21 protein-coding genes, 10 tRNA genes and 3 rRNA genes are annotated in these 24589 nt (G+C 50.1%); all 34 read right to left on the reverse strand.

All coding sequences use genetic code 11. The features are described 5' to 3' along the window. Positions 1–4 precede the first annotated feature (4 nt). The 34 genes from hisJ to ASL14_RS11380 all read right to left on the reverse strand — a co-directional run bounded on the left by hisJ (position 5) and on the right by ASL14_RS11380 (position 24588). Positions 5–829, reverse strand: coding sequence for a histidinol-phosphatase HisJ (hisJ, locus tag ASL14_RS11215; protein WP_134911645.1), 825 nt, complete (start codon positions 827–829; stop codon positions 5–7). A gap of 36 nt (positions 830–865) precedes the next feature. Then, the gene (hisIE, locus tag ASL14_RS11220) at positions 866–1606 is read right to left on the reverse strand and encodes a bifunctional phosphoribosyl-AMP cyclohydrolase/phosphoribosyl-ATP diphosphatase HisIE (RefSeq protein ID WP_134911646.1); all 741 of its coding nucleotides are present in this window, start codon (positions 1604–1606) and stop codon (positions 866–868) included. Continuing rightward, positions 1603–2361 carry an imidazole glycerol phosphate synthase subunit HisF gene (gene hisF, locus ASL14_RS11225; RefSeq protein ID WP_134911647.1) on the reverse strand — a complete coding sequence of 253 codons (759 nt, stop codon included), beginning with the start codon at positions 2359–2361 and terminating at the stop codon, positions 1603–1605. Before hisF ends, hisIE begins: the two co-directional genes overlap by 4 nt. Before the next feature lie 11 nt (positions 2362–2372). Beyond that, a complete protein-coding gene (hisA, locus tag ASL14_RS11230; RefSeq protein WP_044645048.1) occupies positions 2373–3104 on the reverse strand; it encodes a 1-(5-phosphoribosyl)-5-[(5-phosphoribosylamino)methylideneamino]imidazole-4-carboxamide isomerase in 732 nt (243 codons plus the stop codon). A 43-nt stretch (positions 3105–3147) separates the two neighbouring features. Continuing rightward, positions 3148–3777 carry an imidazole glycerol phosphate synthase subunit HisH gene (gene hisH / locus ASL14_RS11235; protein WP_134911648.1) on the reverse strand — a complete coding sequence of 210 codons (630 nt, stop codon included), beginning with the start codon at positions 3775–3777 and terminating at the stop codon, positions 3148–3150. A gap of 3 nt (positions 3778–3780) precedes the next feature. Further along, entirely contained in the window at positions 3781–4389 is a 609-nt protein-coding gene (gene hisB, locus ASL14_RS11240) for an imidazoleglycerol-phosphate dehydratase HisB (RefSeq protein ID WP_025684758.1), read from the reverse strand. After that, positions 4379–5686, reverse strand: a complete 1308-nt coding sequence (hisD, locus tag ASL14_RS11245) for a histidinol dehydrogenase (protein ID WP_134911649.1) — start codon at positions 5684–5686, stop codon at positions 4379–4381. Before hisD ends, hisB begins: the two co-directional genes overlap by 11 nt. A gap of 59 nt (positions 5687–5745) precedes the next feature. Then, a complete protein-coding gene (hisG, locus tag ASL14_RS11250; RefSeq protein ID WP_025683469.1) occupies positions 5746–6390 on the reverse strand; it encodes an ATP phosphoribosyltransferase in 645 nt (214 codons plus the stop codon). Further along, positions 6387–7592 carry an ATP phosphoribosyltransferase regulatory subunit gene (locus ASL14_RS11255; RefSeq protein WP_134911650.1) on the reverse strand — a complete coding sequence of 402 codons (1206 nt, stop codon included), beginning with the start codon at positions 7590–7592 and terminating at the stop codon, positions 6387–6389. The genes hisG and ASL14_RS11255 overlap by 4 nt, the downstream gene beginning before the upstream one ends. A 237-nt stretch (positions 7593–7829) precedes the next feature. Continuing rightward, positions 7830–8972, reverse strand: coding sequence for an acyltransferase (locus ASL14_RS11260; RefSeq protein WP_134911651.1), 1143 nt, complete (start codon positions 8970–8972; stop codon positions 7830–7832). Positions 8973–9117: 145 nt separating this feature from the next. Beyond that, entirely contained in the window at positions 9118–9612 is a 495-nt protein-coding gene (locus ASL14_RS11265; protein ID WP_149917087.1) for an acyltransferase, read from the reverse strand. Continuing rightward, positions 9609–10262 (reverse strand): pyrophosphatase PpaX, encoded by a 654-nt coding sequence (gene ppaX / locus ASL14_RS11270; protein ID WP_134911653.1) that lies wholly within the window; start codon positions 10260–10262, stop codon positions 9609–9611. Before ppaX ends, ASL14_RS11265 begins: the two co-directional genes overlap by 4 nt. Further along, complete coding sequence (gene lgt, locus ASL14_RS11275; protein ID WP_134911654.1) at positions 10259–11317, reverse strand: prolipoprotein diacylglyceryl transferase; 1059 nt, start codon at positions 11315–11317, stop codon at positions 10259–10261. Before lgt ends, ppaX begins: the two co-directional genes overlap by 4 nt. Positions 11318–11360: 43 nt before the next feature. Next, positions 11361–12299 (reverse strand): HPr(Ser) kinase/phosphatase, encoded by a 939-nt coding sequence (gene hprK, locus ASL14_RS11280; RefSeq protein WP_134911655.1) that lies wholly within the window; start codon positions 12297–12299, stop codon positions 11361–11363. A 322-nt stretch (positions 12300–12621) separates the two neighbouring features. Beyond that, positions 12622–13746 carry an ABC transporter ATP-binding protein gene (locus ASL14_RS11285; RefSeq protein ID WP_134911656.1) on the reverse strand — a complete coding sequence of 375 codons (1125 nt, stop codon included), beginning with the start codon at positions 13744–13746 and terminating at the stop codon, positions 12622–12624. Between the two features lie 103 nt (positions 13747–13849). Then, the gene (locus ASL14_RS11290) at positions 13850–14998 is read right to left on the reverse strand and encodes a PucR family transcriptional regulator (protein WP_134911657.1); all 1149 of its coding nucleotides are present in this window, start codon (positions 14996–14998) and stop codon (positions 13850–13852) included. Positions 14999–15100: 102 nt separating this feature from the next. Continuing rightward, entirely contained in the window at positions 15101–16141 is a 1041-nt protein-coding gene (locus tag ASL14_RS11295; protein ID WP_134910485.1) for an IS630 family transposase, read from the reverse strand. 157 nt (positions 16142–16298) lie between these two features. Continuing rightward, a tRNA-Lys gene (locus ASL14_RS11300) sits at positions 16299–16371 on the reverse strand. Positions 16372–16378: 7 nt separating this feature from the next. Further along, positions 16379–16464 (reverse strand) — tRNA-Tyr (locus ASL14_RS11305). A 9-nt stretch (positions 16465–16473) separates the two neighbouring features. After that, positions 16474–16546 (reverse strand) — tRNA-Phe (locus tag ASL14_RS11310). A 77-nt stretch (positions 16547–16623) separates the two neighbouring features. After that, positions 16624–16700 (reverse strand) — tRNA-Asp (locus tag ASL14_RS11315). A 16-nt stretch (positions 16701–16716) separates the two neighbouring features. Beyond that, positions 16717–16792: transfer RNA gene (locus ASL14_RS11320), tRNA-Thr, on the reverse strand. A gap of 4 nt (positions 16793–16796) precedes the next feature. Next, positions 16797–16872: transfer RNA gene (locus tag ASL14_RS11325), tRNA-Val, on the reverse strand. 10 nt (positions 16873–16882) lie between these two features. After that, positions 16883–16959: transfer RNA gene (locus tag ASL14_RS11330), tRNA-Met, on the reverse strand. 31 nt (positions 16960–16990) lie between these two features. Then, positions 16991–17082: transfer RNA gene (locus ASL14_RS11335), tRNA-Ser, on the reverse strand. 134 nt (positions 17083–17216) lie between these two features. After that, positions 17217–20144, reverse strand: a 23S ribosomal RNA gene (locus ASL14_RS11340). Between the two features lie 265 nt (positions 20145–20409). Beyond that, a tRNA-Ala gene (locus ASL14_RS11345) sits at positions 20410–20485 on the reverse strand. Between the two features lie 21 nt (positions 20486–20506). Then, positions 20507–20583 (reverse strand) — tRNA-Ile (locus ASL14_RS11350). A 38-nt stretch (positions 20584–20621) separates the two neighbouring features. Then, positions 20622–20738: ribosomal RNA gene (gene rrf, locus ASL14_RS11355) — 5S ribosomal RNA — on the reverse strand. A 118-nt stretch (positions 20739–20856) separates the two neighbouring features. After that, a 16S ribosomal RNA gene (locus ASL14_RS11360) occupies positions 20857–22414 on the reverse strand. The 16S, 23S and 5S rRNA genes sit together here with 10 tRNA genes alongside, the layout of an rRNA operon. 439 nt (positions 22415–22853) lie before the next feature. Beyond that, entirely contained in the window at positions 22854–23129 is a 276-nt protein-coding gene (locus ASL14_RS11365) for a pro-sigmaK processing inhibitor BofA family protein (protein ID WP_134911658.1), read from the reverse strand. Next, positions 23126–23437, reverse strand: coding sequence for a DUF2508 family protein (locus tag ASL14_RS11370; protein ID WP_025683201.1), 312 nt, complete (start codon positions 23435–23437; stop codon positions 23126–23128). The genes ASL14_RS11365 and ASL14_RS11370 overlap by 4 nt, the downstream gene beginning before the upstream one ends. A gap of 213 nt (positions 23438–23650) precedes the next feature. Continuing rightward, positions 23651–24250 (reverse strand): recombination mediator RecR, encoded by a 600-nt coding sequence (gene recR / locus ASL14_RS11375; protein ID WP_025683200.1) that lies wholly within the window; start codon positions 24248–24250, stop codon positions 23651–23653. 26 nt (positions 24251–24276) lie between these two features. Further along, complete coding sequence (locus ASL14_RS11380; protein ID WP_013308226.1) at positions 24277–24588, reverse strand: YbaB/EbfC family nucleoid-associated protein; 312 nt, start codon at positions 24586–24588, stop codon at positions 24277–24279. Position 24589 lies beyond the last annotated feature (1 nt).

The raw sequence follows: 24589 nt of genomic DNA on the forward strand, positions 1-24589 counted from the left end.
GACCTCAAAGCGTCAACGGCACGGACGAGCGCTCACGCTGCCGGAATACGGCAAGCTCACGATATCCGACCTTATGCAGAAGCGCGCGCGCCTTCTCCAAATGCTCGGACAGCTTCGCCGGATCATGGGCATCCGAGCCTACGGTCAGCGGGATGCCTAGTGCCAACGCCTCCTCCAGCATGCGGCGGCTCGGGAACATCTCTGCACAGGGCTTGGATAGCCCCGATGCATTCAGTTCCATCGCCCGCCCGCTGCGGGCAACGGCCGAGAGTGTAGAGCGCTCCAGCTCACGCAGCTCCTCCGCTTCCTCCGGCTTCGGATAGTGGTCGAAACGCTTAATGACATCCAGATGGCCCATGATGTCATACAACCCGGTAGCTGCCGCTTTGGAAACCGCATCGTAATAAGTCCGGTACACCTCCAGCACATTTTTGCCTTCCCAATGGTGTACCTGACGGAAATCCGTTACATCCCACTCCCCGAGAAAATGTACGGAGCCAATCACATAATCCCACGGATATGCAGTGATGATGTCTTCGATTTCCTGTTCCCAGCCCTCGACGTAGTCGCCTTCCAAGCCGACACGAATGTCAATCTGTCCCTTATAGCGTTCCTTTAATTCCAGACATTCTTCCACATATCGGGGCAACTCTTCCATAGGCATCGCCATCTCCGGGTAATAGTCGGCCGGATTTACATGCAGTAGCGGCATATGATCGGACAGACCGAGCTGATCCAGCCCCAGCCGAATACCCTGCTGCACATACTCTTCCAGATTTCCTATCGCATGTCCGCAGCGGGCATGATGCGTATGATAGTCAATTTTCATGCGGCTCTCCCCTCTTTCAGCGCTACATCACCCATTTTAATCACGACGGGGACGTTCGTGACGGCGGTTCAGCTCAGCCAGCACATCATCCAGCGGTAGTTTGCGCTCCTGTAACAGTACCAGCAAGTGATAAATCAGATCGCTGACCTCCAGACGAAGCTCCTCATTATCCTTATTCTTGGCGGCAATGATCGTCTCGGATGCTTCTTCGCCAACCTTTTTCAGAATCTTATCCACGCCTTTGTCAAAAAGGTAGGTCGTATAGGCCCCTTCAGGACGTGTCACTTCCCGCTCCTTAATGATTGCTTCCAGCTGGGCAAGCACCTCAAAGCGGTCTGTTGCAGCATGAGTCGTACCCGGTTGAGTCGCCACCGACACTTGGCCCCCGGCATTTTCCGAAGCAGGAGCTACAGCCGTTCCTGGCGCGGAAATATCACGGAAAAAGCAGCTCGTTGCTCCAGTATGGCAGGCAGGACCATTCGGAATCACACGGATGAGCAGAGCGTCACCGTCACAATCCAACTGGATAGAGGTGATTTTTTGCGTATTCCCCGAGGTTGCCCCCTTGTGCCACAGCTCCTGTCTGGAACGGGACCAAAACCACGTCTCTCCCGATTCCAGAGAAAGCTTCAGCGATTCTCGATTCATATAGGCCAGCGTCAATACTTGAAGCGTGGCATTATCCTGCACAATCGCTGAGACAAGTCCCGCTTCATTCCAGCGAATATTATCCAATACCTGTTCCAGAGATAGCTGCTGGTTCAATTCGTTGCTCATCGTATCTCCACTCCTCTGCGCTTCAAATCCCGTTTCAGCTCGGGAATTCCTATTTCTTTATAGTGAAAAATGGTTGCCGCTAAACCAGCATCCGCTTTACCCGCCGTAAACACGTCATAAAAATGATCCTGCTTCCCCGCTCCACCGGAAGCAATGACCGGAATACCCACGGTATCCGACACCGCAGAGGTCAGCGGCAGATCAAAACCATCCTTGGTTCCGTCCGCATTCATGCTGGTCAACAGAATTTCGCCTGCCCCCACCCGTTCAGCCTCCTTGGCCCATGCCAAGGCACGAATACCGGATGGCGTGCGGCCTCCGTGCGTATATACTTCCCACTCGCCCCACGCCTCATTGTACTTGGCATCAATCGCAACCACGATGCATTGTGAGCCAAAGCTGCGCGCACCCTCCGCAATCAGCTGAGGGTTACGAACAGCCGCCGTATTAATGCCGATTTTATCCGCCCCTGCACGCAGGATGCGCTTCATATCATCGACATGGGATATCCCGCCGCCCACGGTGAAGGGAATGGCAATTTCCCCCGCTGTCTGACGAACCACCTCTTCCATAGTGGCCCGACCTTCAACCGAAGCGGAAATATCCAGAAATACGATTTCGTCCGCCCCTTCCCGGTCATAAAGCGCCGCCAGCTCTACCGGATCGCCTGCATCGCGTAAATTCACAAAATTGACGCCCTTAACTACCCTGCCATCCTTTACGTCCAGGCAGGGAATAATACGTTTAGCCAGCATGCCTACTCCCCCTATGCCTTTGCTACAGCTTGTACGGCGACCTGTAAATCAATGCTGCCTGTATACAATGCCTTACCCACAATAGCGCCGCCTACACCTTTTTGTGCATAGGCACTTAACGTAATCAGATCGTCCATCTTGCTGACACCACCGGAAGCAATTACGGTTCGTCCACTGCTTTTCGCAAGTGCCACGATAGCCTCCACATTCGGACCCTGCATCATTCCATCGCGGGAAATGTCCGTAAAAATGAACGTTTCCGCGCCCTTGGAGGCCAGCTCAGCCGCGAGTTCATCCGCCCGCACCTCCGAGGTTTCGAGCCACCCTCGTGTCGCTACATAGCCATTTCGCGCATCCAGACCGATCGCGATCCGGTCACCATAGGTACCCAACACCGCTTCCGTAAAAGCACGGTCCTCAATCGCCGCCGTGCCCAAAATCACCCTGCTCACGCCCAGTGACAACAGCCGTTCCACATGCTCGCGCGTACGCAAGCCGCCACCTACCTGTACAGGTACCTGCACCGCAGACGCGATGCGTCCGATCAGCTCATCATTCACAGGTTGACCCGCTTTCGCACCGTCCAGATCGACAAGATGAATGTAGGAGCCGCCCAAGCGTTCCCATTCGCGGGCCACCTCTACCGGATTTTCGTTGTATATCGTCTCCTGGTTATAATCACCCTGCACCAGCCGTACACATTTGCCATCGCGAATATCAATCGCCGGATATATCGTGAACAAAGTATGACCCCCTTGTGAGCTATTCAAAAAAACCTATGTGTAATTACGCTCGTTTTTCCGCCTCCGCCAATTCCAAAAACTGACGAAGCAGCCGCATTCCCATTTCCCCACTCTTCTCTGGATGGAACTGCATACCGTATACATGGCCTCTGCCCACGATAGCTGTTACCGGCCCGCCGTAATCGGTCACCGCCAACAAATCGCTTTCTACCTCCGGCTTGGCATGATAAGAATGCACAAAATACACATGCCCTTCCTCCAAGCCTTGCACCAACGGATGTTCCGGCTGCGTCATGCGCAGACGATTCCAGCCCATATGAGGTACTTTCACACCCAGATCAGGAGCAAAGCGCACGACCTCTCCCGGCAAAATATTCAGCCCCTCATGGCTGCCATATTCTTCGCCACGAGTGAACAACAACTGCATCCCCAGGCAAACGCCGAGCAACGGCTGTCCAGCGCTCGCGACCTCCTGAATGACCCGATCCAAGCCACTGGAACGCAAATGCTCCATAGCGTCTCCGAACGCCCCCACACCCGGCAAAATCACACCGCTGGCGGAACGTATCACTTTCGCATCTCCTGTCACTACAGCCTCATAGCCAAGACGCTTAACCGCCTTGCTCACACTATGCAGATTGCCTCTGCCGTAATCCACAATAACAATGGACATGGACTACAGCACTCCCTTCGTCGAAGGCACTCCCGTCACCCGCGGGTCAATGGATGTCGCTTCATCCAGTGCACGTCCCAGTGCCTTGAACACCGCCTCGATCATATGGTGGGTATTTTGCCCGTAGTGAACAATGACGTGCAGCGTCATACGAGCCTCCAGCGCGAATTTCCACAGAAATTCATGCACCAGCTCCGTCGAAAAGCTCCCTACCTGCTGTGACGGATACTCCGCACGATACTCAAAATGCGGTCGGTTACTAAGATCAATGACGACCTGCGCGAGCGCCTCATCCATCGGTACAAAGACGCTGGCATAGCGCTTGATTCCTTTTTTATCACCTAACGATTCCAGTAAGGTTTGCCCCAGACAGATACCAATGTCCTCCACGGTATGGTGATCGTCGATGTCAACATCCCCTCTGGCCTGTACGTTCAGGTCAAACTGTCCGTGCTTGGTGAACAAATCCAGCATATGATTCAGAAAAGGGACATCTGTCTCGATTTCGGTTTGCCCTGTGCCGTCTACCGCAAAAGATAGCTGAATATCCGTTTCGTTCGTCTTCCGGCTGACGCTGCCTGTACGTCCTGCACCGTTATTTTCATTCCCCATCGCCATCCACCGCCTTCTTCTCATTGTCCAATCGAACCTGTATCGCCCTTGCGTGGCCTTCCAGCCCTTCATGCCGGGCAAGCTGCATAATCGTCTCTCCATTGCGTAACAGCGCTTCCTTGCTGTAATAGATCATACTCGACTTCTTGATAAAATCATCAATATCGACCGGAGAAGAGAACCGCGCAGTTCCATTGGTCGGAATAATGTGGTTAGGCCCGGCAAAATAATCGCCTACCGGCTCCGAGCTGTACGCTCCCAGGAAAATCGCTCCCGCATTTTCGATCAGACCCACATGCTCCATCGGATTCTCTGTCATGATTTCCAAATGCTCCGGGGCAAGTTTGTTCACAATCTGGATCCCCTCATGCAAAGTGTCCACGACAATAATCGCTCCATAGGCATCAACCGATGCAGCAGCAATATCTCTGCGCGGCAGCTCTGCTAATTGGCGCTGCACCTCGGCTGAAACTTCTTCTGCCAAGCGTTGCGAGGGCGTAACCAGAATGGCCGAGGCCATTTCGTCATGTTCTGCCTGCGAGAGCAGGTCAGCCGCTACATAAGAAGCGTTCGCCGTATCGTCAGCCAGCACGACAATTTCACTTGGTCCTGCAATACTGTCGATATCCACCGCACCGTACACCTCACGCTTCGCCAGCGCTACATAAATGTTGCCGGGACCGCAAATTTTATCGACCGGTTCAATACTATCTGTCCCGTAAGCGAGAGACGCAATCGCCTGTGCTCCGCCAACCCGGTACATTTCTGTCACACCCGCCTCTGCCGCAGCTACCAGTGTATATGGATCAATTCCCGCCTTGCCGCCTGTTGCCGGGGGTGTCACCATGACGATCTCCGGTACACCAGCCACCTGAGCCGGAATCACATTCATCAGCACCGAGGACGGATAAGCTGCTTTACCGCCCGGAACATACACGCCTACCCGCTTCAACGGTCGGATAATCTGACCCAGCAAGCTGCCATCCGGTTGTAAATCCATCCACGAATTACGTTTTTGCTTCGTATGAAAAGCACGGATATTGTCCGCCGCCTCCCGAATCGCCTGCAAAAAAGAAGGCTCCACCTTGTCATATGCCGCCTTCAATTCTTCCTCCGTCACACGGAGCTGCTCCGCCGTCAGCGATACACCATCGAACGATTCCGTATACCGCAGGACAGCCGCATCTCCCTCCTGCCGTACCGAACGGATAATCGCATGAACGGCTTCATTTTGCTCAGGTGTACCGTAATCTACCTCCCGCTGGAGATTGAAATCACGGGCTGATACGATCTTCATTTGTCCCTTCCCCCTTGCTTGCAGCTTGCAGATTGTTCTCCTAACCATTGGCCTTTACCTTAGTCCCTGGGTGCCACCGTGGTCGGAATTACCTGATGCAGTCGGTCACACAACGCCTGAATCGGACCATTTTTCATCCGGTAGCTGACCCGATTGGCAATCAGCCGACTCGTAATATCCAAAATACTGATCTGCTCGACCAATCCGTTCTCTCTCAAGGTCTGCCCTGTTTCCACCATATCGACAATCCGGTCTGCCAATCCGATTAGCGGTGCCAGCTCGATAGAACCATTCAGCTTGATAACCTCCACCTGCTGGCCTTGCTCCCGAAAATACTGGGAAGCCACATTCGGATACTTCGTAGCCACCCGCTGACGAATACCCGGCTGCCAATCCGGCAAAGCAATGACTGACATTCGGCAACGGGCAATCCCCAGATCAAGCAGCTCATACACATCCTTGTTCTCTTCCAGCAAAACATCCTTGCCTACAATGCCGATATCCGCAGCTCCGTACTCCACATACGTGGGAACGTCGACCGGCTTCGCCATAATAAACTCCATTCCCAGTTCAGGCAGCGGAATAACCAGCCTGCGTGTATCATCTACATCTACTGGAATAGGAACCCCCGCTCGACGAAAAAGCTCAGAAGCCTGCTTATAAATCCGTCCCTTCGGCATGGCTACCTTCAGCGTCTCCGTCATGGTAATTCCCTCCCTTGTACCGGTTGTCTTTCTTCGACTGTATAGCTGTAAACCTTTGCATACAAGTCCTGTTGCTCGCGGCGGCGATCCTCAGGCCCACCAGTCAGCCCTGTCACCACAGTCCGTCCTGCTCCACGAAGCTGTGCCGCGGCGGATAACGCCTCTCTGCGTCCCTGCGCATCATAACGAATAAGCACCGGGCGCTTCGCCTCGATCTGAATACCGTCTACGCCATCGACAATCCGGTTCGTCTTCAATGCGAATCCCGTCGCAGGAACGGAACGACCAAACTGCTGTAGCAGATTGTCATAGCGCCCTCCATTACATACGGGGAATCCGATTTCTGCCGCATACCCCTCAAAAGTCATTCCTGTATAATATGAAAAGTCTCCGATCATAGTAAGGTCAATTAGTACATGCTCAGACACGCCGTAACTCTCCAGCACTTCCCATACCTCGCACAGATGCGCAATGGATTGGATCGTCTGCTGCTCGACGCTAAGACGGGTAGCCTGTTCGCAAATTTCTTTCCCACCGCGAAGCCGAAGAATAGCCTCCAGCTTATCCCGATGTTCAGTAGCCAACCCCAAGGCTTCAATTGCTGTTCGGTAGCCCACCACATCACGGTTCAACAACAGCTCCTTTAGCGCTTGCTGTTCAGCCTGACGACCCGGAATGATTTCCTCGAACAGACCGTTCAGGAATCCGACATGCCCCATGGCAATTTTAAAAGAGGACACTCCTGCCGCCTGTAACGATGCAATCGCCAGTGCCACGACCTCCGCGTCAGCCTCGGGCGAGTCATCGCCCACCAGCTCCACACCCGTCTGGAAGAATTCCGCTTCTCTTCCCGCCTCTTCCTCAATCGCCCGAAATACATTTGCGTGATAGGAGAGCCTAAGCGGTACTTCCTCTTCCTTCAAGAGCGACGATACCACACGCGCAATCGGCGCAGTCATATCAGATCGCAGCACCAGCGTGGTTCCCCGGTTATTGAGCAGCTTGAACAACTTCCGATCCGAAGTAGAGCTAGCCACACCCACCGTATCGTAGTATTCCATCGTAGGCGTCATAATCTGACGGTAGCCCCAACGCTCCATGCAATCGAGTACATTCAATTCAATCGCCCGCAGCTTCGACACCGCACGCGGAAGGTAATCCCGAACCCCTACAGGGATTTCAAATCCTTTTGGCTTGGTCATCTCTATCACCTCATGATTTCGCAATATCTTTATCATGGTAAAGTGCTAATAAACTAAAGTATATTCGATATATTATCATGTCCTGCCTGTGAACGTCAACCGAACGGGGCAGCCCATTTTTAGAGCCGTATTGCGAAACGGTCCCCCTCTATTTATTTTATCCATTGCATAATTCATGAATCCTAAAAAAAGACTGTCAGCCTTTCAGCCAACAGTCATATCAACATATTCAACCACTCACCTGTTCACCTTTCCCCGGGACGGAAACTTTGGAACTGTGCCCAGGCCGACCCAGGAATAAGGTACATAACGGAAACACAGCGTCACAATCAGCCATGAGCCAAACAGCGCTAACAGCCAACCTCCGGCAACAGAAAAGATATACTCTACCGGTGTTCCATGCAAATTCAGCTTACGATACACGCGCAAGAGCACCGGATGGAGTAAATAAATACCGAAGGAACAGGCACCCAGCCAACTAATCCAAGTTCGCAACGCATAGTTAGCGTGACGGTATAAGAAAGCCGAGAACTGAAACAGCACCAGCGCAGATACAAGAGCATGTGCATTACGTAACAGCTCATAGATCAACGAATCTGCATAGATCGCTTCCCGATACGCTACAAACCATATCTGCACATAGACTATGCCTAGCAACAGCCAAGCCGCCCACAAACCATACCAGCTGATCAACTGACCGCGACCGATTGACGTACCTGATGACGGAAGAAGCCACTTTTTAAACTCTTCATATCCAATCGCGACAGCTGCACCCAAGGCAAAATAACTGATATACGTAATCGCAAGACTTCCTCTTTCCTCTTGCCAAACGTATTTGTTCAGCAGTACAAACCCCCATTGAATGACTAACCCTACTGTCAAAATGACTAAGGCTGCTCTCCGTGGACTCGATATCCAATGGCGTAAACGCTGCACTCCCCACAGCAACAGCGGAAAGACCAAATAAAATTGGATTATGATGATGACATAATACAAATGCGTGTACGCCTTTCCCGTTAACAGCACAAGCGGAAGATCACTGAGCGGCATCAGCCCACGTGTCACCAAGGTCAAATAGTACATAAGAGAAAACAAAACGTAGGGTAACACAATAAACATCAGTCTTTTTCGAAAAAACACAAGCATATTCTTACCACGAAGCGGCCTATCGACATAATTGTAAAATAAAACAAACCCGCTCACAAAAATAAATACTGGCACCGCAAAGCTACTAAACACATTTAAAAATAAAAAGGGATAAAACAATAGAGAATGACGCGCATCAATCAAAGCCATTGAAGTCGCATGAATGGTAACAACGGCTGCAATTAACATTCCCCGGTAAATATCAAGCTCTGGTATACGTTCTTTTTTGGCCAAATCAACACGCTCCCATATCGCCTTGCAAATATGTCTATTATCAAGTTTAAACATAACTAACATGCATTACCCCATTTATTATACAGAAAAACAGCGCAAGAAAGGCCCCTTAATACATAAGGGGCCTTTCTTGTTGTGCTATTTACTACTCATCCACACCAGTGCGTTTTAAATCACGCAACGGATTGCCACCTACAAATGCTCCTGCAGGCACGTCTTTATGCACGACCGCTCCGGCGGCTACTATAGCTCCATCACCTATAGTAACACCGGGCAGAATGGTCGTATTGGCGCCGATTAACACATTATTCCCGATCATCACTTTACCAATACGATACTCCCGTATAAGGTATTCATGAGCCAGAATGGTCGTGTTATATCCAATCACCGAATTGTCCCCTATGGTAATATGCTCCGGGAAAAAAACATCTACCATCACCATCAGGCCGAAGGCCGCATGCTGCCCTACCTTCATCCCAAGCACTCTGCGGTAAATGACATTCTTCCAGGATAGCACGGGACAATACCGGGCGATCTGTATAAAAACAAAGTTTTTAATCCCTTTCCAGCGGCTTACCGTCCGGTAAATCTGCCACAGCGCATTGGGGCCTTCCACGGGATAGCGGTTAACCTTCCTCACGATACATCGACACCTTGAAGCACCAGCTTCAGTAAATCCCGCATATCATGCAAAATGTAATCCGGTCCATAGCCCCGTAGAGTTTCCTCACCCTTGAGCGACCAGGCTACACCCGCCGATTTCACACCTGCGGCTTGAGCCGATAGAATATCAAAGGAACTGTCTCCAACCATCAACGTATGCTCCGCTTTGGCGTTCAAGCCAGCCAGCGCCTTAAGCACAGGTTCTGCGTGCGGCTTCGGGTGCTGTACGTCGTCTACCGTCACGATATAATCCATAGAGGAGGTCATATCGAACAGATCAAGCACACGAATCGTAGAAGGACGTATTTTAGTCGTCACAATCCCCAGCTTGATTCCCCGCGCACGCAACTCCTGAATAACCTCGATGACATACGGAAATGGCTTCACCATTTGATCGTGATGGAGCAAGTTATAAGCACGATAGCCTTTAACCAGCTCAGACACATCCTTTAATCCCGAGAAGGTACGGAGCTGGTCATCCAGGGTTCCGCCCATATGAGGGATAATATGCTCCCGTGTCAGCGGGTCAGCGTCCGGGTGATTCAAAATGTGCAGAAATGAGTTGATAATCAACTCATTCGTATCCATAATCGTACCGTCCAAGTCGAATAAAACCGTATTTATCATAGATGCTCCTTCTTGTCCTCGTCCATGTCTTCCTTGTGTAGCTTATCCGGCGCAGCCGTTGTCGGAGGAATCGTATCTTGACCCGGGCGGGAAGCCTGTTCCGGCGTGACGTCAGGTACCTGATCGACTCCTACCTTGCTGGAGACAATCGGATCGCTATATTTCGGAACAGATGCACCCTTACGACGACGAACCACGATGAAAATCACAGCAGCTACAACAATAAAAATAGGGAGCAGTTGCGAGATCCGTACATTACCGTAACTCGGGTCCAGATGCCCTGGTTCAAACCCCAGCCATACCATAGGAGACCACAAAGCATTCACAAAGGAAGCCAGCCAGTCTGGTCCCTGAAAAGCCAAACTATCCGTCCGTACACGCTCGATGAAAAAACGGCCAATCGAGTACCAAATGAAGTAAAACGCAAACATTTCGCCTGCACGTACAAATTTCATACGTCGAATAACGAGCAGCAGAATCACACCTACAATACTCCACAGGGATTCATACAGGAATGTAGGATGGTGAAACACCCCGTTAACGTTCATCTGATTTACAATGAAATCCGGCAGATGCAGTTGATTCCGCAAAAACGCTTCTTCCGTCGGTCCACCATAGGCTTCCTGATTGACAAAGTTACCCCAGCGCCCAATCGCTTGACCGATCAGCAGACCCGGCGCACAAATATCGGCAATCCGCCAGAAATTATAACCCTTATAGCGGAAATAGATGACTGCGCATATAATCGCGCCGATCAATGCGCCGTATATCGCAATACCGCCGTTCCAGATTTTGAAAACATCCCATAGATTATCTCGATAATCTTCCCATTTGAAGGCTACATAATAAATACGCGCTCCAATAATAGCCGAGGGAACACCCAACAGCAGCATATCCATAAAAAATTCCTGCGGAATGCCAAATCTTTTACCTTCACGAATGGCGAGATATAAACCCACAAGCGCCGCCAGCCCCAAAATAAGCCCGTACCAATGGACCTTAATTGCCCCGATTGAAAAAGCAATCGGATTCAGCAGTAATGTTGCCGTTGACATATGTTTCTCTCACTCCTTGTTCTTCCTTGCAAACGACTCAACCTTAATCCATATCTTCCATATCTTCAGAAATTGTAGCAGTCAGCTTGTTCGTAAATTGCAGAGCTGCATTCACGCCCATTTGCTTCAAACGATAGTTCATTGCCGCCACCTCAATAATAACGGCCAAATTTCGGCCTGGACGAACTGGAATTGTAACGAGCGGAACATCCGTGTCAATAATACGTGTCGTTTCTTCATCCAAACCAAGACGGTCATACTGCTTATCCTGCTGCCATGCCTCCAGACGGACAACCAGCGTAATCCGCTTGTTGTTACGAACTGCACCTGCACCAAACAGCGTCATCACATTAATGATGCCCACGCCGCGAATTTCCAGCAAGTGACGAATCAGTTCAGGTGCCGTACCATGCAACTGAAAATCGGACGTTTGCCGAATTTCCACTGCATCATCTGCTACCAGACGATGACCGCGTTTAACCAGCTCCAGTGCTGTTTCACTTTTACCAATGCCGCTACTGCCCGTAATGAGCATACCTACACCGTACACATCACACAATACACCATGGATGGTGGCCGTAGGAGCCAGCTTTCTTTCAAGAAAACCCGTAATGCGACTTGATAAAATCGTCGTGGCCATATTAGTTCGCAATACAGGGACATCCCGCTCAGCGCTTGCCTCCACTAGTTCTGCGGGTACTTCCAGACCGCGTGTGATGATGATACACGGAGTCAGCTCCGTACATAGACGCTGCATCCGATCCTTTCTTTCCTCAGGAGGAAGCATACCGAGAAAAGCCAGCTCAGACCTTCCCAAAAGCTGCACCCGCTCCTGTGTGTGGTATTCAAAATACCCGGCCATCTCCAGCCCTGGACGATTCAAATCATCCACCGTGATCAGCCTGCGCAGACCTTTCTCACCGGAAATAACCTCCATTTGAAATTGCTGTACAAGCTCAGATACCTTTACCTTTTTAGCCATCGTATTCTCCCCTTCATCCTGCACGACCGGATTCTATACGTGATCTTATTTATGTAGCGTCACCCTATCAACCAACAGCCCATCCTGTGCCAGCTCAAGCCTCACCTTTTCAACATGATTTCGGGTTACCTCTGCTCATGCAGTTGGACTTGTCCAATGTTCGCCTTCAACAATCCATACCTGAGCCCAGACCCATACCAATGTACCCATCGTATCGGAATTTTCCAATGAATGCAATGCCGAAGCTGGAAGCTGTATGGATATACAAAAAGAGCCGCCTTCCCCCGGCCGGGAAACTGCGGCTCTCTTTCATCGGTTGATCTTATTCGCCAACCAGAATGCTCAATTCTGATTCCTTATCAAAAAAATGAACCTTGTTCATATCGACAGCCAACTTCGCTTTGACACCATCACGAGTATTGGAACGTCCGTCTACACGGGCAATAATCGTATCATTTCCCGCACCACTCAGGTACAACAGCATTTCATGACCGAGATTTTCGGTAACATCCACAGTGGACATAAAGATCGTATTCGGAGAAGCCTCCAAAAATACAGGTTCCTCATGAATATCCTCAGGACGGATACCCAGGATAACTTCTTTGCCGACATAACCCTTGGCTTTCAAAATCTGTCCCTTACCTTCAGGCACGAACAGATCCAGACCTGGTGCAGTGAAATGCATTGCGCCGTCCTTCTCAGCCAGCTTGCCTGTGATGAAGTTCATCGTAGGAGAGCCGATAAAACCAGCTACGAACAGATTTACTGGACGGTTGTACAGTTCATCCGGGGATGCAGCTTGTTGAATAATGCCATCCTTCATAACAACAATCCGGTCACCCATCGTCATCGCTTCGACCTGGTCATGCGTTACGTAGATAACAGTCGTTTCCAGACGTTTAGCCAGCTTCGTGATTTCCGCACGCATCTGACCACGCAGTTTGGCATCCAGATTGGACAATGGCTCATCCATCAAGAACACTTGTGGGTCACGTACAATCGCACGTCCCAAGGCAACACGCTGACGTTGACCACCTGACAGCGCTTTCGGCTTGCGATCCAGCAGATGCTCGATATCCAGGATTTTAGCCGCCTCACGTACACGCTTATCAATTTCGTCTTTCTTCACCTTGCGGAGCTTCAGACCAAAAGCCATGTTTTGGTATACGTTCATATGCGGATACAAGGCATAGGATTGGAAAACCATCGCAATATCGCGATCCTTTGGAGCTACGTCATTCACGACACGATCTCCAATGTACAATTTGCCGTCCGAGATTTCTTCCAGACCAGCGATCATACGGAGCGTAGTAGATTTACCACAACCGGAAGGACCGACCAATACGAGGAATTCTTTATCTTGAATGTCCAAATTGACATCAACAACCGTAGCTTTATCTGCACCCGGGTATTTTTTGAAAATATGCTCTAAGCGTACACCAGCCATAGCTTTTGCCTCCCCAAGATCAAGTTTTGAAATCGAATACATTTCTTACTTGTATCTTACCCTAGTACCCACTGCGTGGCTATTCGCAAACTGCACAAAAATGCTATTTCCTTTTTGTCACTTTGTACAATAGTAGAAAAAGCTTGACCAAAACCGCATCATTAAACGTCCGCACATCCAATCCAGTCTCCTGTTTAATTTTGTCCAAACGGTAGATCAACGTATTCCGGTGCACATATAGGCGCTTAGCCGTCTCACTCACATTACAATCCAGTTGAAAAAAGATATCCAATGTGGCCATCGTTTCAGTGTCCTCCAATATGACGGACGACCGCATCACCTGCTCCAGAAATTGCACACGTTGCTCCTTCGGAATACGGTTTAATAACCTCTCCAAATGCAACTCCCATGAAAAGTGGATGTGCTCTGTTACATGAAAAATTTTGCCAAGATGGATCGTCTCCCATAACAAATTCAGCTCTTCGGGAAGACTTTGCAATGGTATAGACGGCTTGGATACCGCCAAATGAAATACACCTACCCACTCATTTGCGATAAGCTCGTATAAACCCAGGCTGAAAGCCGTAAGAACCTCCTCCAGCGATTCTGTAAAATCCGCATCCCTGGTTTCGACATCCTTATCCCGGTCGTCGTCCGTTCCCAACAATAGTTCCTTTTTAGCCATAATCAGCCAAGACTGTTCATCCAGTGGAGTAAGCAGCACATTCCCGCCAAAATAACTGGACAACAATCGATGTAGCTGCGTGTAGGCAATAGCGCCTCCCTGTGTTCCTTCACCAGTCAGTACAATGGGAACCATACACGCCGACAGCGAATCCCGAAGCCCCAACTCATCAGGAACCTCTTCTTTATTCTGTAGGTTGCCAGCCTGCTGTATGAGCCACTGTCCAAAACGCCTCATTTGTTCTTCCTCAGCATATACCGGATTATCGGGCCGTTGCGTCCCCGTCCCATCCTGCCAGAATTGCTCCATGTTCCAGAGTAGCGCCTCAATCAGCTTCCGTTCACGATCCGTCAAATGCTTTGCCTCTACCGCAAAGGCAGCCAATTCTCCTGCTACCGCACGGAACGGAAAATATATTTTGCTATCACGTACAAATGACTTATCCGGTACAGCTGATTCTGCTGGCTGACCTTCTGCAATCATTTCCGGACACCAAGGCAGTATAGTAAAAGGTGCTTGAATAATATTCTGAAGCTGTTGCTGTATCCATTCCGTATCCAAAGCCACGCGATCACCACTTCACTTTTTTTTAGAATAAGCGAACATAATGAACCTATTATAACCTGTCGATACCTTAAAATAAAAAAGCTATATAGGCCGCAATTAAGATCATAACCTGACAAGCAGGCGATCAATCGTTTCCAACGGTTGCTGATTGATTCGCTTCATAAATTGACTGACATGAAGTTTAATCTTATAGAATTTTTCAAAAAAGACGTTGTTCACTACATCGGCTTTGAGCCACAACCACAGCCCTTCAACTGGATTGAGGTTTGGACTGTAAGGCGGCAGAAAAACCAATTGCAGACGCGAGTGTTCCTCCAAAAAAGGCTGTAACTCTATGGCATGATGAATCCGGCTGTTATCCAGAATTAAAGCGATTTTTCCATTCGGATATGCAGTGAGAAGATCCTGGAGAAATCGAATAAAGGCTTCTGTGTCGGCCTTTTCTTCTTCCCGGTGATGCACCTGACCGGTTTCATAGTTAATGGCTCCAAACAATTTGGCTCCTTCGTGTTTACCGTACGTAGGCACTTTGCGTTGTCGGCCGCGCGGGAACCAATTGTACTGCAACGCTTGATAAGAGCGAATCATCGACTCGTCTTCAAAGAGCAAGTGATTGATCTTTTCGGCTTCCACTTGCCTCTTGAGCTCAGCAAAAGTGTGCTTTTTAAAAAAGGCTTGGGCGTCTTCATCGGCTTTAGCTAGCGTATAGGTGGCTTTGGTAAAACTGAAGTTCATCCGCTTCAGCATCGCACTAATCCCACGCACGCTCATGGTGACGCCGAACTCCTGCTTGATCCACTCCGCCACTAGCGGAAGTGTCCAGGTATACCGAGCTTCAAAACCTACATCGGCTGGTTGATGCTGCTCCAGCATCGCGGCTAACTGACGACGCTGCTCCTCCGTGAGTTTTGTCGGTTGTCCAGGTGAGTGATCCATTTTAAGACCGGACAGGCCCTGTTTCTGGTAGGTGTGCCAATAGAGGCTGATGGTTTGACGTGCACGTCCGAGTATATCACCGATCTCTTCCAGTGTATGGCCTTCCAGACGAAGTCGGACCGCCAGATACCTTTCGTAGAGTCGTTTGTCTGATACCTTTTTCATCGCTGTATTCAAATACTCGATTTCTTCATTGTTCATCTTCATCGCCGCCTTGTGGTGAGTTACCCTTTATTACCCAATTTGGCGGTTGAAGTGAATTTGGTAGCTTATTAATTGCGTTCTATATAGTAAGAAACATAACCTAAATCCATGCAAAAATGCATACAAAAAAAGTCATCAACTATAAGTTGATGACTTTCGATGAGCCATGAAGGACTCGAACCTTCGACACCCTGATTAAAAGTCAGGTGCTCTACCAACTGAGCTAATGGCTCATAAAACTGGTGGAGGATGATGGATTCGAACCACCGAACCCGTAAGGGAGCAGATTTACAGTCTGATGCGTTTGGCCACTTCGCTAATCCTCCATATAAAGGTGGCTCGGGACGGAATCGAACCGCCGACACGAGGATTTTCAGTCCTCTGCTCTACCGACTGAGCTACCGAGCCATATCCATTAACAAAAAAATAAAGTGCGGAGGGATACCCCTTCCCACTTTAGTGCGCAAAACTATCATATTGAAAAATGGCGGAACTGACGGGATTCGAACCCGCGATCTCCTGCGTGACAGGCAGGCATGTTAGGCCTCTACACCACAGTTCCCTGAATTTTTCAAAAATGGTGCCGGCGAGAGGACTTGAACCCCCAACCTACTGATTACAAGTCAGTTGCTCTACCAGTTGAGCTACACCGGCACAATGGTGGAGGCTGAGGGGATCGAACCCCCGACCCTCTGCTTGTAAGGCAGATGCTCTCCCAGCTGAGCTAAGCCTCCTAGGTATGTATGGTAGCGGCGGAGGGGATCGAACCCCCGACCTCACGGGTATGAACCGTACGCTCTAGCCAGCTGAGCTACACCGCCATAACATAATATTTCGCCAGCTTGTCCTAAATGGCGGAGAGAGAGGGATTCGAACCCTCGCACCACTTTCGCAGTCTAACCCCTTAGCAGAGGGTCCCCTTATAGCCACTTGGGTATCTCTCCATATAAATGGACTCACTTAGCAAAAATTCCGCGCGTTATTCTATATATCACCATAGTGAACTAGAATACCAAGCGTAATTTCAAGGTGTTACACCCTGAAAACTGGATCCGAAACTCCATTGCATTTTATTCTTTAGGATAAGCCCTCGACCGATTAGTATTGGTCAGCTCCATGCATTACTGCACTTCCACCCCCAACCTATCTACCTCGTCGTCTTCAAGGGGTCTTACATACTGGGAAATCTCATCTTGAGGGGGGCTTCACGCTTAGATGCTTTCAGCGCTTATCCCTTCCGTACATAGCTACCCAGCGGTGCTCCTGGCGGAACAACTGGTACACCAGCGGTACGTCCATCCCGGTCCTCTCGTACTAAGGACAGCTCCTCTCAAATTTCCTACGCCCACGACAGATAGGGACCGAACTGTCTCACGACGTTCTGAACCCAGCTCGCGTACCGCTTTAATGGGCGAACAGCCCAACCCTTGGGACCTACTTCAGCCCCAGGATGCGATGAGCCGACATCGAGGTGCCAAACCTCCCCGTCGATGTGGACTCTTGGGGGAGATAAGCCTGTTATCCCCAGGGTAGCTTTTATCCGTTGAGCGATGGCCCTTCCATGCGGTACCACCGGATCACTAAGCCCGACTTTCGTCCCTGCTCGACTTGTAGGTCTCGCAGTCAAGCTCCCTTCTGCCTTTGCACTCTTCGAATGATTTCCAACCATTCTGAGGGAACCTTGGGGCGCCTCCGTTACTCTTTAGGAGGCGACCGCCCCAGTCAAACTGCCCACCTGACACTGTCCTCGCACCGGATCACGGTACCAAGTTAGAACCTAGATACGATCAGGGTGGTATCCCAAGGATGCCTCCTCTCAAGCTGGCGCTCAAGTCTCTTAGGCTCCCACCTATCCTGTACAGATCGTACCCAAATTCAATATCAAGCTGCAGTAAAGCTCCATGGGGTCTTTCCGTCTTGTCGCGGGTAACCTGCATCTTCACAGGTATTAAAATTTCACCGGATCTCTCGTTGAGACAGCGCCCAAGTCGTTACGCCATTCGTGCGGGTCAGAATTTACCTGACAAGGAATTTCGCTACCTTAGGACCGTTATAGTTACGGCCGCCGTTTACTGGGGCTTCGGTTCATAGCTTCGCCCCGAAGGACTTACCACTCCCCTTAACCTTCCAGCACCGGGCAGGCGTCAGCCCGTATACTTCGCCTTGCGGCTTCGCACAGACCTGTGTTTTTGCTAAACAGTCGCTTGGGCCTTTTCACTGCGGCCCCTCGGGCTATTCACCCTACCGAGGCACCCCTTCTCCCGAAGTTACGGGGTCATTTTGCCGAGTTCCTTAACGAGAGTTCTTCCGCGCGCCTTAGAATTCTCTTCTCGCCTACCTGTGTCGGTTTGCGGTACGGGCACCTTCTCCTGGCTAGAGGCTTTTCTTGGCAGTCTGAGATCATGACCTTCGCTACTGTAATTTTCGCTCCCCATCACAGCCCAGCCTTACGATGTGCGGATTTGCCTACACACCAGCCTCACTGCTTAGACGGACATCCATCAGTCCGCGTCACTACCCTACTGCGTCACCCCATTGCTCATAACGGATTACGGTGGTACAGGAATTTCGACCTGTTGTCCTTCGACTACGCCTATCGGCCTCGCCTTAGGTCCCGACTTACCCTGAGCGGACGAACCTTCCTCAGGAACCCTTAGGCTTTCGGCGGATCTGATTCTCACAGATCTTTTCGTTACTCATACCGGCATTCTCACTTGAATGCAGTCCAGCGCTCCTTACGGTACACCTTCAACCCGCATTCAACGCTCCCCTACCCCTGATGCATAGCATCAAGCCATAGCTTCGGTGGCGTGTTTAGCCCCGTTACATTTTCGGCGCAGAGTCACTCGACCAGTGAGCTATTACGCACTCTTTCAATGGTGGCTGCTTCTAAGCCAACATCCTGGTTGTCTGTGCAACTCCACATCCTTTCCCACTTAACACACACTTGGGGACCTTAGCTGATGGTCTGGGCTGTTTCCCTTTCGACAATGGATCTTAGCACTCACTGTCTGACTCCCGGAACTAAGTCTATGGCATTCGGAGTTTGACTGAGCTTGGTAACCCTTGCGGGCCCCGCACCCAATCAGTGCTCTACCTCCACGACTCTCTTTTCCGAGGCTAGCCCTAAAGCTATTTCGGGGAGAACCAGCTATCTCCGGGTTCGATTGGAATTTCTCCGCTACCCCCACCTCATCCCCGCATTTTTCAACATGCGTGGGTTCGGGCCTCCAGTGCGTGTTACCGCACCTTCACCCTGGACAGGGGTAGATCACCCGGTTTCGGGTCTACGTCCACGTACTCAAGTCGCCCTATTCAGACTCGCTTTCGCTGCGGCTTCAGCTCTTCACCTTAACCTTGCACGGGAACGTAACTCGCCGGTTCATTCTACAAAAGGCACGCCATCACCCATACATAGGGCTCTGACTTCTTGTAAGCACACGGTTTCAGGATCTATTTCACTCCCCTTCCGGGGTGCTTTTCACCTTTCCCTCACGGTACTGCTTCACTATCGGTCGCCAGGGAGTATTTAGCCTTGGCAGATGGTCCTGCCGGATTCATACGGGGTTTCACGTGCCCCGCACTACTCGGGATCCGTCTCGGAGGGAACAGGTTTTGAATTACAGGGCTTTTACCTTCTCTGGCGGGCCTTTCCAGACCTCTTCATCTAACCGGTTCCTTTGTAACTCCATGTGAGACGTCCCACAACCCCAAGGAGCAAGCTCCTTGGTTTGGGCTAATCCGCGTTCGCTCGCCGCTACTGACGGAATCACTATTGTTTTCTCTTCCTCAGGGTACTTAGATGTTTCAGTTCCCCTGGTATGCCTCTGTTCTGCCTATGTATTCAGCAGAAAGTGACTGTCGATGAAGACAGCCGGGTTTCCCCATTCGGACATCCCCGGATCAAAGCTTGCTTACAGCTCCCCGAGGCTTTATCGTTGTTCGCCACGTCCTTCGTCGGCTCCTGGCGCCTAGGCATCCTCCGTGTGCTCTTTGTAGCTTAACCTAGACTTTTCTTTCAAAGAAAGAAAATATCAATGTTCGATAAAGAATGATGTTTGCCAAAGGCAAAAGATCTTTCCTTACCTGCTACCTTTATTTCACTTGTTTACACAAGATCAGCGTAAAGGAATATTCTAAAACGCAATTTCGTTTCGGTATCCAGTTTTCAAGGTGCAATACTGTTTCAAGGAAACAGTAACCTGTGTGATTATCAGCCCAACTCCGAAGAGTGGATGATCATCATGCAGTTTTTTTGATGAAGTTGTAATTGGTGGAGCCAAGCGGGATCGAACCGCTGACCTCCTGCTTGCAAGGCAGGCGCTCTCCCAGCTGAGCTATGGCCCCATAAGGTGATATAAAGTTATATGGTGGGCCCTAGTGGACTCGAACCACCGACCTCACCCTTATCAGGGGTGCGCTCTAACCAGCTGAGCTAAGGGCCCATAATAAACCACCAAAGAAATTCTTCTTTAGTGGTTGCGCTTGGCGACGTCCTACTCTCCCAGGACCCTGCGGTCCAAGTACCATCGGCGCTGGAGGGCTTAACGGTCGTGTTCGGGATGGGTACGTGTGGAACCCCTCCGCTATCGCCACCAAACGTTTGAGAGTTTGAGCTCTCAAAACTGAGCAACGAGTGAGTAACAGGCCTAAACCTGAGTTTTGAAGCTTACACTTCATATTTGAATGTTTCCGTTGCAGGAAACGATTCTCCATAGAAAGGAGGTGATCCAGCCGCACCTTCCGATACGGCTACCTTGTTACGACTTCACCCCAATCATCTACCCCACCTTCGGCGGCTGGCTCCCTTGCGGGTTACCCCACCGACTTCGGGTGTTGTAAACTCTCGTGGTGTGACGGGCGGTGTGTACAAGACCCGGGAACGTATTCACCGCGGCATGCTGATCCGCGATTACTAGCAATTCCGACTTCATGCAGGCGAGTTGCAGCCTGCAATCCGAACTGAGACCGGCTTTTCTAGGATTCGCTCCAGATCGCTCTTTCGCTTCCCGTTGTACCGGCCATTGTAGTACGTGTGTAGCCCAGGTCATAAGGGGCATGATGATTTGACGTCATCCCCACCTTCCTCCGGTTTGTCACCGGCAGTCTGCTTAGAGTGCCCAGCTTGACCTGCTGGCAACTAAGCATAAGGGTTGCGCTCGTTGCGGGACTTAACCCAACATCTCACGACACGAGCTGACGACAACCATGCACCACCTGTCTCCCCTGTCCCGAAGGAAAGATCTATCTCTAGACCGATCAGGGGGATGTCAAGACCTGGTAAGGTTCTTCGCGTTGCTTCGAATTAAACCACATACTCCACTGCTTGTGCGGGTCCCCGTCAATTCCTTTGAGTTTCAGTCTTGCGACCGTACTCCCCAGGCGGAATGCTTAATGTGTTAACTTCGGCACCAAGGGTATCGAAACCCCTAACACCTAGCATTCATCGTTTACGGCGTGGACTACCAGGGTATCTAATCCTGTTTGCTCCCCACGCTTTCGCGCCTCAGCGTCAGTTACAGCCCAGAGAGTCGCCTTCGCCACTGGTGTTCCTCCACATATCTACGCATTTCACCGCTACACGTGGAATTCCACTCTCCTCTTCTGCACTCAAGCTCCCCAGTTTCCAGTGCGACCCGAAGTTGAGCCTCGGGATTAAACACCAGACTTAAAGAGCCGCCTGCGCGCGCTTTACGCCCAATAATTCCGGACAACGCTTGCCCCCTACGTATTACCGCGGCTGCTGGCACGTAGTTAGCCGGGGCTTTCTTCTCAGGTACCGTCACTCTTGTAGCAGTTACTCTACAAGACGTTCTTCCCTGGCAACAGAGCTTTACGATCCGAAAACCTTCATCACTCACGCGGCGTTGCTCCGTCAGGCTTTCGCCCATTGCGGAAGATTCCCTACTGCTGCCTCCCGTAGGAGTCTGGGCCGTGTCTCAGTCCCAGTGTGGCCGATCACCCTCTCAGGTCGGCTACGCATCGTCGCCTTGGTAGGCCATTACCCCACCAACTAGCTAATGCGCCGCAGGCCCATCCATCAGTGACAGATTGCTCCGTCTTTCCTCCTCCCCCCATGCAGGGAAAGGATGTATCCGGTATTAGCTACCGTTTCCGGTAGTTATCCCAGTCTGATGGGCAGGTTGCCTACGTGTTACTCACCCGTCCGCCGCTAGGTTGTTGTAGAAGCAAGCTTCTACAACAACCCCGCTCGACTTGCATGTATTAGGCACGCCGCCAGCGTTCGTCCTGAGCCAGGATCAAACTCTCCATTAAAGACCAACCGAAATTGGTATATAGAAAGAGCGATATGCTCATTTTGAAACTGACGAGATAAAATATCTCTTTTTGCTCCAGCTCCGTTCAGCCTTGCAGCATGTCCGAAACCTTCGCGGTTCACTCACTCGTTGTTCAGTTTTCAAAGATCAAACCTTCATATTCTCTTGCTTTGTTTCACCACCGCATCTCAGCGGCGACTTGATTAATATAACATACATTCGGGATTTAAGTCAACACTTTTTTAAAATTATTTTTCAATTTCATTTCAGCGTTGTTCTCACAAAAAAATTCCCGGGCTTTAAGGGCCGAGAATTAATGTATCATATAATTGAATTGGTCGTCAACTATATTTTAAAACAAAAGCATATTTCGCTTTGCCCTTACGCGAAAAGTCACATACAATCAATCCTTTTCCTTGATTAAACTCTATACACACTCACATAGCCTGTCCAAACAATATCATTTTCAATCCGAGTAAAAGCGCGATTCCTGGCACTCCCAAAACCGTTACAGCTCCCATCGTCACCGGATTAATCGGGATATACACCTGCGTGACCCACCCCGAATAATTAATGACATACAGCGCAATTGCCGCCAGAGCCATATGTGCTCCAAACACAGTAAGCCAGCCGATACCCAGACGTTTTTTGAGGATAAGATATGACAGCACCACAACACAGGCAATCAGAACAAGCCAGACAGCACTTCTCATTCGGCCCTCCGTTTATGAACACGGTCTGCGTCATTGGCATACCCCGGTTCGTCTGCGGGCAGGTGGAAACGATGTAACCCTTGCTGTTTGGCACATTTTAAATGTATCTGATATTTACGCTCCGCAGCTTCCAGAACAAAAATGGCATAGTCGATTTCGTCCTCGCCTGTAGCTTCATGAAATAACCGATGCGCTCTTAACCATTCTGCGTGCGAAGCCCGAATCTGGGCAAACAACTCCTGACGATACTCTGCTTCCGATTTGCCGTGCTCTTGTCGACGAAAATTTTGCTTCACCCGTTCCCACATCCATTCATCCTCCTCACAAGCTGAATTATGTGCACAGTCTGTAAGACTACCTTATTCATACTTATTTAACAGAGGACAAACTTAGAACAAGAACTGCCCATACCAGCCCTATCATCACAAAATAAAAAGGAGCCATAACGGCTCCCCATTGTGTCGAGACAATCCATACGATTTATCGACACTAAAAATATCTATAACATATACATGTATTTATTAGTTCAGCTCTCTGCGGCCTTCCAGCGCTTTGGACAGCGTTACCTCATCGGCATACTCCAAATCCCCGCCTACTGGCAATCCGTGGGCAATACGAGTAACCTTGATTTCAAAAGGACGCACCAGCCTGGAAATGTACATGGCCGTCGCTTCTCCTTCAATGTTCGGATTCGTAGCCAAAATCAGCTCTTTGATGCGTTCATCACTAAGTCTGTTCAATAATTCCTTGAGCTTGATATCCTCAGGACCAATTCCCTCCATAGGAGAGATTGCCCCATGAAGCACATGATAAAAGCCGTTAAACTCCTTGGTGCGCTCCATAGCTACCAGATCCTTGGAGTCCTGAACAACACAAATGACGGAAGCATCCCTCGTCTTATCCTGACAGATCCGACAAGGGTCCGTGTCCGTAATATTGCCGCAGACGGAACAAAAGTGAAGATTGCGTTTCACATTGACCAGTGCTTTGGCAAAATCAATCACATCGTCTTCCTTCATTTTCAGTACGTGAAAAGCCAACCGGGCAGCCGTCTTCGGCCCCACTCCCGGCAGGCGCGTAAATGCATCAATCAGCTTTGCAATCGGCTCCGGATAATACAATAGTGTGTTTCTCCTTTATGCACAGTCTAGAACAAGCCTGGAATTTTCATGCCGCCTGTAAATTTACCCATATCATCATTAGCCAGTTCATCTGCTTTGGACAAAGCATCGTTGACCGCAGTCAACACGAGATCTTGCAGCATTTCCACATCATCGGGATCTACAGCCTCCGGTTTGATGGTGATGGAAAGCACTTTTTTATGTCCGTTTACCTCTACAGTCACAACACCGCCGCCGGAAGTACCTTCAATTACTTTTCCGCCAAGTTCCTCTTGGGCTTTAAGCATTTGCTCCTGCATCTTTTTCACTTGCTTCATCATTTGGTTCATATTGTTCATT

The organism is Paenibacillus sp. IHB B 3084 (assembly GCF_001447315.1).
In the GTDB taxonomy this organism is placed as follows: domain Bacteria; phylum Bacillota; class Bacilli; order Paenibacillales; family Paenibacillaceae; genus Paenibacillus.